This window comes from Pseudomonas sp. Pf153, assembly GCF_001269775.1.
GTDB lineage: Bacteria > Pseudomonadota > Gammaproteobacteria > Pseudomonadales > Pseudomonadaceae > Aquipseudomonas > Aquipseudomonas uvaldensis.
This window is the reverse complement of the sequence record NZ_LHVL01000006.1, coordinates 289,842-305,517: the sequence shown is the minus strand read 5'-3', so window position 1 is coordinate 305,517 and position 15,676 is coordinate 289,842. Positions and strand designations below refer to the sequence as shown.

Genomic DNA, 15,676 nt, shown 5'->3' with positions numbered 1-15,676 from the left:
CTTCGCGAGCAGGTTCGCTCCCACAGTTGATCTTCAGTGGTCACTGGCCTTGGAGCCCACTACAGTCTCTGCAAACCAATAAAAAACCCCGCCTGCTGACGCAGGCGGGGTTTTTCAGTACAGGGGTAAGGCTGGCTTACATCATGCCGCCCATGCCACCCATGCCGCCCATGTCTGGCATACCGCCGCCAGCAGCACCTTCTTTCTTCGGTGCATCAGCCACAGCGGCTTCGGTGGTCAGGATCAGACCGCCGATGGAAGCGGCTGCTTGCAGGGCCGAACGGGTGACCTTGGTTGGGTCCAGGATACCCATTTCGATCATGTCGCCGTATTCGCCAGTCGCGGCGTTGTAGCCGAAGCTGCCTTCGCCGTTCTTGACCTTGTCGACCACGACGCTTGGCTCGTCGCCGGAGTTGGCAACGATCTGACGCAGCGGCGCTTCAACAGCGCGACGCAGCACAGCGATACCCACGTCCTGATCGGCGTTGTCGCCTTTCAGTTGGGTCAGTGCTTCCAGAGCACGGATCAGGGCTACGCCACCGCCAGGTACCACGCCTTCTTCGACAGCTGCGCGGGTTGCGTGCAGGGCGTCTTCAACGCGGGCTTTCTTCTCTTTCATTTCAACTTCGGAGCCAGCGCCAACCTTGATCACTGCAACGCCGCCGGACAGCTTGGCCAGACGCTCTTGCAGTTTTTCACGGTCGTAGTCCGAGGAAGTGTCGGCAATCTGGGCACGGATCTGCGCGATACGTGCTTCGATGTCGCCTTGTACGCCAGCACCGTCGACGATGATGGTGTTTTCCTTGGACAGGGTCACGCGCTTGGCGTTACCCAGGTGCTCCAGGGTGGTGCTTTCCAGGCTCAGGCCGATCTCTTCGGAGATGACGGTACCGCCGGTCAGTACGGCGATGTCCTGCAGCATGGCCTTGCGACGGTCGCCGAAGCCTGGTGCCTTGACGGCTGCCACTTTGACGATACCGCGCATGTTGTTCACAACCAGGGTCGCCAGGGCTTCGCCTTCGACGTCCTCAGCCACGATCAGCAGTGGGCGGCCGGCTTTGGCAACGGCTTCCAGCACTGGCAGCATTTCGCGGATGTTGGAGATCTTCTTGTCGACCAGCAGGATCAGCGGGCTGTCCAGCTCGGCAACCATGGTGTCCGGCTTGTTGACGAAGTATGGGGACAGGTAGCCGCGGTCGAACTGCATACCTTCGACAACCGACAGTTCGTTTTCCAGGCCCGAGCCTTCTTCAACGGTGATCACGCCTTCCTTGCCGACTTTTTCCATGGCTTCGGCAATGATGTCACCGATGGAGTTGTCGGAGTTGGCGGAAATGGTGCCTACCTGGGCGATGGCCTTGGAGTCGGCGCAAGGCTTGGACAGACCCTTGAGTTCCTTGACGATAGCGATGGTCGCTTTGTCGATACCGCGCTTGAGGTCCATCGGGTTCATGCCGGCAGCAACGGCCTTCAGGCCTTCGTTGACGATCGACTGAGCCAGAACGGTCGCGGTGGTGGTGCCGTCGCCTGCATCATCGTTGGCACGGGAGGCAACGTCCTTGACCAGCTGCGCGCCCATGTTTTCGAAACGGTCTTCCAGCTCGATTTCCTTGGCTACGGAAACGCCGTCCTTGGTGATGGTCGGAGCGCCAAAGCTCTTCTCGATGATCACGTTACGGCCTTTCGGGCCCAGGGTCGCTTTTACCGCGTCCGCCAGGACGTTGACACCAGTGAGCATTTTCTTGCGGGCGGAATCGCCGAATTTAACTTCTTTAGCAGCCATGATCGATATTCCTTAAATACTGTGTAGTAGCGGGAAATTGAGCGGGGAATCAGCCTTCGATAACAGCGAGGATTTCGCTCTCGCCCATTACCAGCAGGTCTTCGCCGTCGACTTTTACAGTGTTGCTGCCGGAGTAAGGGCCGAACACAACCTTGTCACCCACTTTCACGGCCAGCGCACGTACTTCACCGTTTTCCAGTGCCTTGCCTGGGCCTACAGCGAGAACTTCACCGTGGTTGGCTTTTTCAGCAGCCGAACCTGGCAGGACGATACCGCCAGCGGTTTTCTTCTCTTCTTCGCTGCGACGGATGACGACGCGGTCATGCAGAGGACGAAGCTTCATTGTCGATCTCTCCTAATTATGGTTTTCATCGGCCGGTGTAGTCCCGGCGGGTTTAACAAAAGCCGGCAGAGCCGGGTGCGGTTCGTCAGTCGAACCGCGGAAGTCTGTCCGGTGTTGCCACCGGTAACCTTGCGGTGACCGATACATAAGGGCGCACAAGTGGATTACAAGGGCCGGGACGAAAAAATTTCTTCAGCCGTCCCAAAAACGAACACGGCACCCGAAGGTGCCGTGCGGTGGTGTCATTTGGAGTCCCGGTGCTCGAACTCGCCTTCGATCACATTGGGCTCTCGGCCAAGCGGCTCTCGTGGGGCCGGGCCGCCACGAGGCTGGAGATCATCCGCGAAGGCCCGCTGGCGCATGGCCTGCTCTTCGGCACGCTGGCGCATCTTGTTGGCCAGCAAGCGACGGGTGAACGGCAACAGCATGACCAGCCCCAGCACATCGCTGATAAAGCCTGGCAGGATCAACAGACCGCCGCCCAGGGCCAGCATCAGGCCTTCGAGCATGGTCTGGGCAGGCAGCTCGCCACGGCTGAGGCTTTCACGGGCACGCAGTGCAGTGGCGAGACCGGCGATGCGCAGCACGAACACGCCGAGCATGGAGCCGAGAATGATCAGCAGCAGGGCCGGGAAAAAACCGATCGCACCGCTAACCTTGACGAATACGAACAGCTCCAACACCGGAAACAGCAGAAAGAGCAACAAAAAAGGGCGCATCAAAGGGTTCCTCAACGCAAGAATGCCTTGCTATGAAACCCTAAATGACGTCGTCCTTTCGTGAATTCAAGCGCCGACCTCGGTATTTTTCGGCCATTGTTCGGCGTGGGCCAGGTAAACCAAGGCTTCGCGCACTTGTGTCGGAGTGTTGCAAGGCTCTTGGAACGCCAGCCAGTGCAGCCCCTGGCCGATACGCAGGTGCATGCCTTCGCTGTCGATGCCCACCAATTGCGCCGGCTCGGTCCGGGGCAGGTCGGCCAATTCCACATAATGAGCAATGGCCTTGGCGTGATCGGCGTTCATGTGTTCGATCATGCTGGCCTCGGCCTTGCCGGCGAAGGGATTCGGCAGGGTAATCCGCTCGATCCAATGAATGGCGCCGAAGCCACCGATGTAGCGATGACGCACCGGGTCAAGCACCCAGAAATCGAAATCGTGGGCCTTGTGGTAGTTCCGGGATTCGGGGAAGTAGCGGTAATAACGTTCGGCAGCAGCGTCGATGGCGTCACTGTCTTCCAGTTTCCGCGCCTCGGCCAGGTAAGTGAGGCGGCCTACGGCTTGCACGTCTTCGGCGCCCCGCTCGCCCACCAGCATCGAGCACTTGGGATCTTTCTGCAGATTATGGGTGTGCTGGGCGATACGGCTGATCAGGATCAGCGGCCGGCCCTGCTCGTCCAGGCAGTAAGGCACCACGGAACCGAATGGGAAACCGGGCATGGACTTGGAATGGGTGGAGAGCATTCCACGGTATTCCTTGAGCAGTAATTCTCGGGCATGCTTGGCAGCGTCAGCGCTCAATTTATGACTCCTTTGATGAGATCCGTTTAAAAAACGATCAAGCTTCCTCAACCGTTCCGTCACCAGGACATGCGAATGCAACTCACCGACAAAGTAATCATTATCACCGGCGGTTGCCAGGGCCTGGGCCGCTCCATGGCCGAGTATTTCGCCGACAAAGGCGCGAAGCTCGCCTTGGTCGACCTCAACCAGGAAAAACTCGATCAGGCGGTCGCCGCTTGCAAGGCCAAGGGCGTCGAGGCCCGGGCGTACCTGTGTAACGTGGCCAATGAAGAACAAGTGAGCGATATGGTTGCCCGGGTAGCCGAAGATTTCGGGGCGATCCACGGTTTGATCAACAACGCCGGGATCCTGCGCGACGGCCTGCTGCTCAAGGTCAAGGACGGTGAGATGACCAAGATGAGCCTGGCTCAGTGGCAAGCGGTGATCGATGTGAACCTGACCGGCGTGTTCCTGTGCACCCGCGAAGTGGCCGCGAAGATGGTCGAGCTGAAAAACAGCGGTGCCATCATCAACATCTCCTCCATTTCCCGCGCCGGCAACATCGGCCAGACCAACTACTCGGCCGCCAAGGCCGGCGTGGCCGCCGCCACCGTGACCTGGGCCAAGGAACTGGCACGCTATGGCATCCGTGTCGCCGGCATCGCTCCGGGCTTCATCGAAACCGAGATGACCCTGGGCATGAAACCCGAGGCCCTGGAGAGAATGACCTCCGCGATTCCGCTCAAGCGCATGGGCCGGGCCGAGGAGATCGCCCATTCGGCGGCTTATATTTTCGAGAACGACTACTACACCGGACGGATTCTTGAGATGGATGGCGGGTTGCGGATGTAAAACCCTGCACACATCCCCCCCTTGTGGGAGCGAGCCTGCTCGCGATAGCGGTATGTCAGCCGCATCGAGGCTGACTGAACCGACGCTATCGCGAGCAGGCTCGCTCCCACAGGGGTTACCGCTTGGTTTTTAATCGTCGCTGATGGTGATGTTCGGCATCGCCGGCGCGGCGGCTTCCTGCAAGACGATCCGTGCGCCCACATGACGGGCCAGTTCCTGGTAGACCATGGCGATCTGACTTTCCGGCTCGGCGATGACCGTTGGCTTACCGCCGTCGGATTGCTCGCGGATCAGCATGGACAGTGGCAGCGAAGCCAGCAGTTCGACGCCGTACTGGTTCGCCAGTTTTTCCCCGCCCCCTTCGCCAAACAGATGTTCCGCATGGCCACAGTTCGAGCAGATGTGAACAGCCATGTTCTCCACTACACCCAATACCGGGATGTTCACCTTGCGGAACATTTCCACCCCTTTGCGGGCGTCCAGCAGCGCCAGGTCCTGCGGCGTAGTGACGATCACCGCGCCGGCCACCGGGACCTTCTGCGCCAGGGTCAGTTGGATATCGCCGGTGCCGGGCGGCATGTCGATCACCAGGTAATCCAGGTCGCCCCAGGCAGTTTGCGTGACCAATTGCAGCAAGGCGCCGGATACCATCGGCCCGCGCCAGACCATCGGCGTGTTGTCGTCGGTCAGAAACGCCATGGACATGACTTCCACGCCATGGGAACGGATCGGCACGAACCACTTCTGGTCCTTGACCTGCGGCCGGGTGCCCTCGGCAATGCCGAACATGATGCCCTGGCTCGGCCCGTAGATGTCCGCGTCGAGCATCCCGACCTTCGCGCCCTCGCGGGCCAGGGCCAGGGCCAGGTTCGCGGCGGTGGTGGACTTGCCCACACCGCCCTTGCCCGACGCCACGGCGATCACGTTCTTCACGTTTGCCAGGCCGGGGACCTGCGCCTGGGCCTTGTGGGGGGCGATCACGCTGGTGATCTCGACTTTGGCGGCGCTCACTCCGTCCAGGGCTTCGATCGCCATTTGCAGCATCTGCGCCCAACCGCTCTTGAACAGGTCGGCGGCGTAGCCGATTTCCAGCTGGACGCTGACACGCTCGCCCTGGATATCGATATCGCGCACGCATCCGGCGCTGACCGGATCCTGGTTCAGGTAGGGGTCGGTGTATTGACGAAGGACGGCTTCCACCGTTGCGCGATTGACGGCGCTCATGGGCAACTCCGATGACAGGACTTGAAAACAGGCCGCTATCCTAGACCCGATTACCCGCATGTGAATACTTTTGTGGCAAGGGGATTTATCCCCGCTGGGCCCGGAGCGCCCCAAAGGGTGAAAAAAACCCGCTGGCGCTTTATAGTGGCCGACCTCCGTTTCATCAAGTAGCCGAGCCCCATGTCCGAGCCACGCAAGATCCTCGTCACCAGCGCCCTGCCCTATGCCAATGGTTCGATTCACCTCGGCCATATGCTGGAATACATCCAGACCGATATGTGGACGCGCTTCCAGAAACATCGCGGCAACCAGTGCATCTATGTCTGCGCCGACGACGCCCACGGTTCGGCCATCATGCTGCGCGCGGAAAAGGAAGGCATCACCCCGGAACAACTGATCGCCAACGTCCAGGCCGAACACAGCGCCGACTTTGCCGAGTTCCTGGTGGACTTCGACAACTTCCACTCCACTCACGCAGAAGAAAACCGTGAGCTGTCGAGTCAGATCTATCTGAAGCTGCGTGACGCCGGGCATATCGCCACCCGTTCCATCACCCAGTATTTCGACCCGGAAAAGAAAATGTTCCTGGCCGACCGCTTCATCAAGGGCACGTGCCCGAAATGCGGCACCGAAGATCAATATGGTGACAATTGCGAGAAATGCGGCGCCACCTACGCACCGACCGATCTGAAGGACCCGAAGTCAGCCATTTCCGGGGCGACGCCGGTGCTCAAGGACTCGGAGCATTTCTTCTTCAAGCTGCCGGATTTTCAGGAGATGCTGCAAACCTGGACCCGCAGCGGCACGTTGCACGACGCGGTGGCCAACAAGCTCGCCGAATGGCTCGACTCCGGCCTGCAAGAGTGGGACATTTCCCGCGATGCGCCGTACTTCGGCTTCGAAATCCCTGGTGAGCCCGGCAAGTATTTCTACGTTTGGCTGGATGCGCCTATCGGCTACATGGCGAGCTTCAAGAACCTTTGCGATCGCACGCCTGAGCTGGACTTCGACGCGTTCTGGGGCAAGGACTCCACGGCCGAGGTGTATCACTTCATCGGCAAGGACATCGTCAATTTCCACGCCCTGTTCTGGCCCGCAATGCTCGAAGGCGCCGGCTTCCGCAAGCCAACCGGCATCAACGTCCACGGCTACCTGACCGTCAACGGCCAGAAAATGTCCAAGTCCCGCGGCACCTTCATCAAGGCCCGGACCTACCTGGACCACCTGTCGCCGGAATACCTGCGCTACTACTACGCCTCCAAGCTGGGCCGCGGCGTCGACGACCTGGACCTGAACCTCGAAGACTTCGTGCAGAAGGTCAACTCCGACCTGGTGGGCAAGGTGGTCAACATTGCCAGCCGTTGCGCCGGGTTCATCCACAAGGGCAATGCCGGGTTGCTGGTGGCGGGTAATGCCGCGCCGGAACTGACCGACGCCTTCCTGGCGGCCGCACCCAGCATCGCCGAAGCCTATGAATCCCGCGATTTTGCCCGTGCAATGCGTGAAATCATGGCCTTGGCCGACCGCGCCAACGCCTGGATCGCCGACAAGGCGCCCTGGTCGTTGAACAAGCAGGAAGGCAAGCAGGACGAAGTCCAGGCGATCTGCGCCCTGGGCATCAACCTGTTCCGCCAGTTGGTGATCTTCCTCAAGCCGGTGCTGCCGCTGCTGGCCGCCGATGCAGAAGCGTTCCTGAACGTTGCGCCGTTGACCTGGAACGATCATCAGACGCTGCTGAGCAACCATCAACTGAACGAATTCAAGCCGTTGATGACCCGCATCGACGCCGCCAAGGTACAAGCCATGATCGACGCCTCCAAGGAAGACCTGGTCGCCAGCCAGACCGACACCGGCGCTCCCGCCGGCAATGGCGAACTGGCCAAGGACCCGCTGTCGCCGGAAATCGACTTCGACACCTTTGCCGCCGTCGACCTGCGCGTCGCCCTGATCGTCAAGGCGGAAGCCGTCGAAGGTGCCGATAAACTGCTGCGCCTGACCCTGGACATCGGCGACGAGCAACGCAACGTGTTTTCCGGTATCAAGAGTGCCTACCCGGACCCCGCCAAGCTCGAAGGCCGGTTGACGATGATGATCGCCAACCTCAAGCCTCGCAAAATGCGCTTCGGTGTCTCGGAAGGCATGGTGATGGCGGCCGGCCCGGGCGGCGAAGAAATCTACCTGCTGAGCCCCGACAGCGGCGCCAAGCCGGGTCAGCGAATCAAGTAAACGCGACTGCGCGCTGTAACCGATCCCACAGTCGCCTTGCCGGCGGCTGTGGGATTTTCGTATTCGGTCACGTGCCGGATAATGCTTATACCTGTAACAGACTCCTTGTTCCCTACATACCATGTCCGACCTTTTCCTTACACTGCTCGGCACTGCCCTGATCAACAACCTCGTGTTGCATTGGTCGCTGGGCGTCGATCCGTTGTTGGCGGTGGAAGGAAGAAAGCAGGTGCATGCACTGGGCCTGGCGTCGACCTGCCTGATGCTTACGGTCGGCACCCTGGGTCATGCCATCGATCATTGGTTGCTGGTACCGGCCAACCTCACCTTCCTGCGCCTGTTCGTCTGGCTACCCTTGAGCGTGCTGCTGATCGGGCCGTTGCTGCGCCTCTTGTCAGGCTGGTTGCCAGCGCTGTCGTTCGAGGGCCTTTGGCCATTGCTGCTTGGCAACGCCGGTATACTGGGCGTCGCGCTGCTCAACAGCCAGGACCATCAAGGACTGCTCCACGCCATGGCCTTGAGCTTGGGCGCCGGGCTGGGGTTCTGGCTGGTGTTGAGCCTGTTCGAGGATTTGCGCCAGCGCACTGTCGATAACGATATTCCCCTGCCCTTCCGTGGCCTGCCGATTCAGTTGATCGGTGCCGGACTGATGGCGGTGGCGTTCCTTGGATTGCGCGGGCTGGTCAAGACATGACTCTGATTCAACGTATCGACGCCCTGCTGCCACAGACCCAATGTGGCAAGTGCGGCCATCCGGGCTGCAAACCCTACGCCGAAGGCATCGCCGCCGGAGAGCCGATCAATAAATGCCCACCCGGCGGAACCGAAACCATCTCGGCCCTGGCCGAACTGATGAACGTGCCCGTGGTGGAACTGGACGCCAGTCGCGGCACAGCTCCGGCGCAAGTTGCGTTCATTCGTGAGGCCGAATGCATCGGCTGCACCAAATGCATCCAGGCTTGCCCGGTAGATGCCATCGTCGGGGCGGCCAAGCTGATGCACACCGTGCTCGTCGAGGAATGCACCGGCTGCGACCTTTGCGTGGCGCCTTGTCCGGTCGACTGCATCGAGATGCGACCACTGCCGGCCACGACCGTGCTGCCGATCATTGGAGGCCTGGCTTTCAGCGTCGAAGAACGGTTGGCGCGAACCGCCAAGCGCAATCACGCCAGGCACCGTTTCGAACAGCGCAACGCACGCCTGCGTCGCGAAGAAGAACAGCGTCAGGCCGAACGTCTGGCCCGTACCCAGCGCACGACAAAGGTTGCGCAGCAGACGCTTGACCCTGTGCAAGCCGCACTTGAACGGGTGCGTGCACAAAAAGCCGCCAGTGCCGACGCTGCGTTGAAAAAAGCCAAGATCGACCTGGCGATGAGCCGGGCGCAGTTGAACAAGTCCCTGAAAGCGTTCGGTCATCCCCCGACCTTTGAACAGCAGTCGCAGCTGATCCTGCTGCAACGTCAATTCGAAGCAGCGGAACAGGCCCTGGCGCAACTGGAGAACGCCGCGCCACCCTTGGCACCGGCACCGGATGCGGAGTTGAAACGGGCGAAGATTCAATTGGCGATGCGGCGTGCCGAGCTGAGCAAAGCCCGGGCGGCGGCCGTCGCGGATCAGGAGCTGGAAGTCCTGGAAAAAGCGGTGAAGGAAGCCGAACACCAGGTGGATGCTCATGCCCGGTCCTGACGCCTCGCAGCATGCGCTGCGACAAGCGATGAGGCGCGTGCTGCTGGCGACCCTGCCCGGGATACTGGCATTGATGTGGGTTTACGGTTGGGGCATTGCGCTCAACCTGCTGTTATCCGGGCTCACCGCGATGGGCGTCGAAGCATTGGTCCTGCGCTTGCGACGTCGACCGCTCACACCCGAACTCAATGATGGCAGCGCGCTGGTCAGCGCCACACTGCTCGCATTGGCGCTGCCGGCGTACTGCCCTTGGTGGCTGACCGTGACCGCGGCCGCCTGCGCCCTGTTGTTCGGCAAACACCTGTGGGGCGGCATTGGCAACAATCCGTTCAACCCGGCGATGCTCGGGTATGCCCTGGTACTGGTGGCGTTTCCCTCCCATATGAGCCAATGGCCAACGCCCCCCGGCATCGGTTTGCTCGAGGGCCTGCAACAGGTCTTCGGCATTCATCCACCAGCCGATGCGTGGGCCGGCGCGACAGCGCTGGACAGCCTGCGCATCAACAGCAGCCTGACCATAGACGAACTGTTCGCCAGCCACCCGGCGTTCGGACGCTTTGGTGGAAAAGGCATCGAATGGGTCAACCTGGCTTTCCTGGCAGGCGGCCTGTTTCTACTGCAGCAACGCGTGTTCAGCTGGCATGCGCCGGTTGGCATGCTGGCCAGCCTGTTCATCATCAGCCTGCTGTGCTGGAACGGTTCGGGCTCGCAATCCCATGGCTCGCCGCTGTTTCACTTGCTCACCGGTGCGACTTTTCTGGGTGCGTTCTTTATCGTGACCGAACCCGTATCGGGGGCCAAGGCTCCGCTTGCCCGTCTGCTGTTTGGTGCGGGCGTGGGGCTGCTGGTCTACCTGATCCGCACTTGGGGAGGCTACCCCGACGGCGTAGCGTTTGCAGTGCTGCTGATGAATCTTGGCGTGCCGGCGCTGGAGCGTTTCGCCGAGGCAAGGCAAAGGCGGCAGGCGACATGAACAATTCCCGTGGTATTACGATCCTGATCCTGTTGACCGTGCTGGGCGTCGGGGCTACCTGCCTCATGCAGATCGGCACCGTCGAGCGCATCGAAGCCCGACGCCAGGCCAACGCCAACAGAACCTTGCTCGACGTACTGCCAGCCGACCTTTACGACAATCAACCATTGGCGCAACCGGTCTTGATGAAGCCCGTCCCCCTGACGCATAGCACGTTGCTGGGTGGCTACCTTGCGACCCGTTCCGGCCAACCCTCTGCCATCCTGTTTCGCACTCAGGCGTTGGGCTATGAAGGCACCCTTGAGCTGATGATCGCCATCGACACTTCGGGTCGGTTGCTGGGCATCAAGACCCTCCATCAGACTGAAACACCTGGCCTGGGCGCGGCGATTGCCGATTGGCCCAATGCCTGGCTGCGGACTTTCAACGGCAGATCGCTCCAGTCCACCCTCCACAGCGACTGGGCGTTGAAAAAAGAGCAGGGCCAATTCGACCAATTGGCGGGCGCAACGGTGACGTCTCGGGCAGTCCTCCAGGCGGTGCACGACACATTGCGTTATTTTGACGAGCACAAGGCTGCATTGACCGCCGGGGCTACACAATGACCGTCTCATCACAACTGGCACGCGGCCTGTTACTGGTTCCCCTGATCGGCGCCAGCCATGCGTTGAGCAGTGCGCTGGGCCTATGGCTGGCATGGACGTTGGTCAGCATCGCCCACGGCTTGGCCATAACCCCTGTGCGACCTCGCCTGACGACCTGGCAGCGGCGGCTGGCCTCCGTCGTGCTGGCCGCCACCTTTACCGCTTGCGCAAGCCTTGCCGCACAAGCTTGGGCGCCGGCGGCCTATCAACCATCAAGCCTGTACATCGGCTGGATAGCCCTGAGCTGCGTGGTGCTGGAAAACGATCACGTCTTCGTCGAGTCTCGCTTGCCAGGCCTGGCTCGACTCGCCGGACTGTTCGGCTTGTTGATGGTCGGCCTGGGTGCCCTGCGCGAATTGATCGGCCACGGCACGCCACTGGCCCAACTGGCCCCAGGCGGGTTCCTCCTGCTCGGCTTGCTGCTAGCGGCCCTGGAATCCGCGAAATCCCCATCATCGCCCAAGGAAATGCCGCGCCCATGAATGCCGCAAAGCGCCTGGAAATATTTCGCCGTTTTCACGAAGACAACCCGGAACCGAAAACCGAACTGGCCTACTCTTCGCCGTTCGAGTTGTTGATTGCGGTGATTCTGTCAGCCCAGTCCACCGATGTCGGCGTCAACAAGGCTACCGCCAAGCTGTTCCCCGTTGCCAATACCCCGGAGGCGATCTACGCCTTGGGCGTCGAAGGGTTGTCCGAATACATCAAGACCATCGGGCTGTTCAACAGCAAGGCAAAAAACGTGATTGAAACCTGCCGCCTGCTGATCGAACGCCATGGAAGCGTCGTTCCTCAGACCCGCGAAGCCCTGGAAGCCCTTCCGGGTGTCGGTCGCAAGACCGCCAACGTGGTGCTCAATACAGCATTTCGTCAGCTGACCATGGCGGTTGACACCCATATCTTCCGTGTCAGCAACCGGACTGGCCTGGCCCCCGGAAAAAACGTGGTGGAGGTGGAAAAGAAACTGATGAAGTTCGTGCCCAAGGAGTACCTGCTCGACTCCCATCATTGGCTGATCCTTCACGGGCGCTATGTCTGCCTGGCGCGTAAGCCCCGCTGCGGCAGTTGCAGGATCGAGGACTTATGCGAGTACAAGCACAAGACCTCTGACGATTGAAGCTCTATTAGTTTTATTGATCCGCCGATTGAAAAAATCTTTTTTACCCGCTGGTTGTTTATCGATATAAGGAGCGCCAAAGGCAGCCTTAGCCTGGAGTCGAACCCATGAGTACTGGTAAAGAACAGCTGGATGTAGAAGATGATTTCATCGCCGCTGAAGCCGAAGACATCGAACCGGTGGTGGTGGAAGTCCCCAAGACCAACCTGAGCAAACGCCGCACCATCGATAATCTGCTGGACGAGCGTCGCCTGCAGAAGCAATTGGCCGATTACGACTTTGATCTCTGACACGTAAAAGCCTCCCTGATGGAGGCTTTTTACCGAGTACGCCTCACCGCAAGCCTCACACCAGCCCGTTACGTTGCGCCAGCTCGATCAGATCGACCAGCGAACGGGCATTGAGTTTCAACAACAAGCGGGTCTTGTAAGTACTGACGGTCTTGTTGCTCAAGAACATCCCATCTGCAATTTCCTTATTGGTTTTTCCACGCGCCAGTTGTTGCAGCACCATCATTTCCCGCCCGGACAGACGGTCCACCATATCCGACTCACTGGCATTTCCCAGACTTGAGCGAACCGTATGCAGTGCCTGGTTAGGAAAATAACTGTAGCCGGACAATACCGCCTTGATTGCACTCAATAACTCGGTAAGGTCCTGTTGCTTGCACACGTAACCGGCCGCGCCCGTCTGCATGCAACGCATCGAAAAATGCCCGGGGGATTGGGAGGTCAATACCAATACTTTAAGGGGCGAAGGATTGGAGGCCAGGCGTGCAATAACCTCCAGCCCATCCAGCTTAGGAATGCCAATATCGAGAATAACGATATCCGGTGACTGCTCTCGGGCAAGTTGAAGGGCATCGACACCGTTATCCGTTTCGGCAACCACTTCATATCCATGACGCTCCATCAGTAAACGTACAGCAAGACGAATGACGGGATGATCATCCACGATCAGCACTTTATTCATGGGCAAATCCAACTTCGCTGTTCGAGTTTTTAGAGCACGCACAATAGCCTAGTCATTTCTACCTTGGCATGCTGCCCCCCCTGACCGCTCACACCGAAAGACACAACCTACAAGCAATACAGAAAATTCCTACAAATTAGCCTGGAAATAATGTGCCAAGAATTTGTCCAGCGGCAGAGGATCGCTTTTCCGACAGAGCAAGCGCCCCCAAGAACGGCTGGGCTTTAGTTCAGCGAGACGCTTGATCCTTGGCTGCAACGGCCTGAGACTCATAAAAAGTTACTGAATTATTTATCAATAAATCAACGCCCATTGCGCACCGATACATCTGGATTTATATAAGAAGACCCGCCAAAGTCATTCCGACGAACATAACAAGATACGGCCTTGTTCGGTCAACCCAGACAACTCCGAAACTTTATAAAACTTCATCCAACATCTATCACCGAGCCTAAATATTCCATGAGCCGCCACCATGAACAAACCCTTGAAAACCATTACTAACCCAATGACATTGATTGCCATATTCGCGACATTATCCGAGACCTCCGCAGCCATCTCTTTGCCGTTCCTGGATGATCAGGATCGCGAATATTATCTGTGGTTCCTGATCAGCTTTCCCTTTTATCTGCTGCTGCTCTTCTTCGTTACACTCAACTTCAACTACCGCTCGTTATATTCACCCTCAGATTTCCGCAAGAACAAACACTTCGTCAAGACGATGGACGATTCGACAGGTCGACACAAACGCGTATGGCATCAGCCACGCAAGACTAGGGTTTGGCTGATGCATCTGCACAGAGAGAGCCCCCCGACACAACGTGTGATGTTCTTCCTGTGCAGCCATCCGGAACTTCGGGTCGAGGCTCGTCGGTCAAAACGAACCAAGCACGCCTCAAGGGCTGGGGAAATCACCCTATACGTTGTCTACAGCCACGATAAGCCACCGCTCCGAGCAGGCGGACAGGAGGAATGAGAGACACGCAGAAGCGTCTGCGACAGGCGCGCGACACGAATCAGGAAGAGGAAAGTAAAAAAAGGCCTGCACATGGCAGGCCTTTTTCTGGATCAGAACAGCTTGCGGCCCTTGTTCGCCGCAATGCGCATGCGCAAGGCATTGAGCTTGATGAAGCCGGCCGCGTCGGCCTGGTTATAGGCGCCACCGTCTTCTTCGAACGTCGCGATATTGGCATCGAACAGCGAGTCATCGGACTTGCGCCCGGTGACGATCACGTTGCCCTTGTAGAGCTTCAAGCGCACGACACCATTCACGTTGACCTGGGAGGCATCAATCATCTGTTGCAGCATCAGACGCTCCGGGCTCCACCAGTAACCGGTGTAGATCAGGCTGGCGTACTTGGCCATCAGCTCGTCTTTCAGGTGAGCCACTTCACGATCCAGGGTGATCGATTCGATTGCCCGGTGAGCGCGCAACATGATGGTACCGCCCGGGGTTTCGTAGCAGCCACGGGACTTCATGCCGACATACCGGTTCTCGACGATATCGAGACGACCGATACCGTGTTCGCCGCCGATGCGGTTCAGGGTCGCCAGCACGGTGGCCGGGCTCATTTCCACGCCGTCCAGCGCGACGATGTCGCCGTTGCGATAGGTCAGTTCCAGGTACTGCGGGGTATCGGGGGCCTTTTCCGGGGAAACGGTCCAGCGCCACATGTCTTCTTCGTGCTCGGTCCAGGTGTCTTCCAGCACGCCGCCTTCATAGGAGATGTGCAGCAGGTTCGCATCCATCGAGTACGGGGATTTTTTCTTGCCGTGACGCTCGATCGGAATCCCGTGCTTCTCGGCGTAGTCCATCAGTTTTTCACGGGACAGCAAGTCCCATTCGCGCCAAGGAGCGATGACTTTAACGCCGGGCTTGAGAGCGTATGCGCCCAGCTCGAAACGCACCTGGTCGTTGCCTTTGCCGGTGGCACCGTGGGAAATGGCGTCAGCGCCTGTTTCGTTGGCGATTTCGATCAGGCGCTTGGCGATCAGCGGACGGGCGATGGACGTACCAAGCAGGTACTCGCCTTCGTAGACGGTGTTGGCGCGGAACATCGGGAACACGAAGTCGCGGACGAACTCTTCGCGCAGGTCATCGATGTAGATCTCTTTGACGCCCATGGCCTGAGCCTTGGCGCGTGCAGGTTCGACTTCTTCGCCCTGCCCCAGGTCAGCGGTGAAAGTCACCACTTCGCAGTTATAAGTGTCCTGCAGCCACTTGAGGATCACCGAAGTGTCCAGGCCGCCGGAATACGCCAGAACGACCTTGTTTACGTCCGCCATGCCATCACTCCACGGGTTGTACGGAAAGCCGTGAAGTCTAACGTCCGGCGCGGATAATTTACAGAGGCGCG

The 15,676-nt window shown here is 59.2% G+C and carries 17 protein-coding genes; 10 read left to right on the top strand and 7 right to left on the bottom strand.

Annotated features, from left to right (window positions below; genetic code table 11):
- Positions 1-136 precede the first annotated feature (136 nt).
- The 4 genes from groL to AD666_RS02190 all read right to left on the bottom strand — a co-directional run bounded on the left by groL (position 137) and on the right by AD666_RS02190 (position 3,643).
- Entirely contained in the window at positions 137-1,783 is a 1,647-nt protein-coding gene (gene groL / locus AD666_RS02205; protein WP_053147121.1) for a chaperonin GroEL, read from the bottom strand.
- Positions 1,784-1,832: 49 nt separating this feature from the next.
- Positions 1,833-2,126: a co-chaperone GroES gene (locus tag AD666_RS02200; protein ID WP_053147119.1), complete on the bottom strand. Its 294-nt coding sequence runs from the start codon at positions 2,124-2,126 to the stop codon at positions 1,833-1,835.
- 242 nt (positions 2,127-2,368) lie between these two features.
- Positions 2,369-2,845 (bottom strand): FxsA family protein, encoded by a 477-nt coding sequence (locus AD666_RS02195; protein ID WP_053147117.1) that lies wholly within the window; start codon positions 2,843-2,845, stop codon positions 2,369-2,371.
- 66 nt (positions 2,846-2,911) lie between these two features.
- Positions 2,912-3,643 carry a HugZ family protein gene (locus AD666_RS02190; RefSeq protein ID WP_053147115.1) on the bottom strand — a complete coding sequence of 244 codons (732 nt, stop codon included), beginning with the start codon at positions 3,641-3,643 and terminating at the stop codon, positions 2,912-2,914.
- Between the two features lie 75 nt (positions 3,644-3,718).
- Here AD666_RS02190 and AD666_RS02185 point away from each other — a divergent pair, with 75 nt between their 5' ends.
- A complete protein-coding gene (locus AD666_RS02185) occupies positions 3,719-4,477 on the top strand; it encodes an SDR family oxidoreductase (RefSeq protein ID WP_053147113.1) in 759 nt (252 codons plus the stop codon).
- Positions 4,478-4,606: 129 nt separating this feature from the next.
- Here the strand turns inward: AD666_RS02185 and apbC are convergent, their stop codons facing one another.
- Complete coding sequence (gene apbC / locus AD666_RS02180; protein WP_053147111.1) at positions 4,607-5,701, bottom strand: iron-sulfur cluster carrier protein ApbC; 1,095 nt, start codon at positions 5,699-5,701, stop codon at positions 4,607-4,609.
- A 180-nt stretch (positions 5,702-5,881) separates the two neighbouring features.
- Between apbC and metG the strand changes: the two genes are divergently transcribed.
- From metG to AD666_RS02140, 8 genes are all read left to right on the top strand, one after another.
- A complete protein-coding gene (gene metG, locus AD666_RS02175; protein WP_053147109.1) occupies positions 5,882-7,927 on the top strand; it encodes a methionine--tRNA ligase in 2,046 nt (681 codons plus the stop codon).
- Between the two features lie 121 nt (positions 7,928-8,048).
- Entirely contained in the window at positions 8,049-8,621 is a 573-nt protein-coding gene (locus AD666_RS02170) for an Rnf-Nqr domain containing protein (protein ID WP_053147107.1), read from the top strand.
- Positions 8,618-9,613, top strand: a complete 996-nt coding sequence (gene rsxB / locus AD666_RS02165) for an electron transport complex subunit RsxB (protein ID WP_053147105.1) — start codon at positions 8,618-8,620, stop codon at positions 9,611-9,613. The genes AD666_RS02170 and rsxB overlap by 4 nt, the downstream gene beginning before the upstream one ends.
- Positions 9,600-10,586: an RnfABCDGE type electron transport complex subunit D gene (locus tag AD666_RS02160; protein WP_053147439.1), complete on the top strand. Its 987-nt coding sequence runs from the start codon at positions 9,600-9,602 to the stop codon at positions 10,584-10,586. The genes rsxB and AD666_RS02160 overlap by 14 nt, the downstream gene beginning before the upstream one ends.
- Complete coding sequence (locus tag AD666_RS02155) at positions 10,583-11,191, top strand: RnfABCDGE type electron transport complex subunit G (RefSeq protein ID WP_053147103.1); 609 nt, start codon at positions 10,583-10,585, stop codon at positions 11,189-11,191. Before AD666_RS02160 ends, AD666_RS02155 begins: the two co-directional genes overlap by 4 nt.
- Positions 11,188-11,712, top strand: a complete 525-nt coding sequence (locus AD666_RS02150) for an Rnf-Nqr domain containing protein (RefSeq protein WP_053147101.1) — start codon at positions 11,188-11,190, stop codon at positions 11,710-11,712. The genes AD666_RS02155 and AD666_RS02150 overlap by 4 nt, the downstream gene beginning before the upstream one ends.
- Complete coding sequence (nth, locus tag AD666_RS02145; RefSeq protein WP_053147100.1) at positions 11,709-12,347, top strand: endonuclease III; 639 nt, start codon at positions 11,709-11,711, stop codon at positions 12,345-12,347. The genes AD666_RS02150 and nth overlap by 4 nt, the downstream gene beginning before the upstream one ends.
- Before the next feature lie 107 nt (positions 12,348-12,454).
- On the top strand, positions 12,455-12,637 hold the full coding sequence (locus AD666_RS02140) for a PA3496 family putative envelope integrity protein (RefSeq protein WP_053147098.1): 183 nt from the start codon (positions 12,455-12,457) through the stop codon (positions 12,635-12,637).
- Positions 12,638-12,692: 55 nt separating this feature from the next.
- On the opposite strand, the gene AD666_RS02135 is transcribed toward AD666_RS02140, so the two are convergent.
- The gene (locus AD666_RS02135; protein WP_053147095.1) at positions 12,693-13,319 is read right to left on the bottom strand and encodes a response regulator transcription factor; all 627 of its coding nucleotides are present in this window, start codon (positions 13,317-13,319) and stop codon (positions 12,693-12,695) included.
- Between the two features lie 475 nt (positions 13,320-13,794).
- Between AD666_RS02135 and AD666_RS26740 the strand changes: the two genes are divergently transcribed.
- Positions 13,795-14,295 (top strand): hypothetical protein, encoded by a 501-nt coding sequence (locus tag AD666_RS26740; RefSeq protein ID WP_053147090.1) that lies wholly within the window; start codon positions 13,795-13,797, stop codon positions 14,293-14,295.
- Between the two features lie 92 nt (positions 14,296-14,387).
- Here AD666_RS26740 and AD666_RS02125 read toward each other — a convergent pair whose 3' ends face one another.
- Positions 14,388-15,605 (bottom strand): argininosuccinate synthase, encoded by a 1,218-nt coding sequence (locus tag AD666_RS02125; RefSeq protein WP_053147088.1) that lies wholly within the window; start codon positions 15,603-15,605, stop codon positions 14,388-14,390.
- Positions 15,606-15,676: the final 71 nt, after the last annotated feature.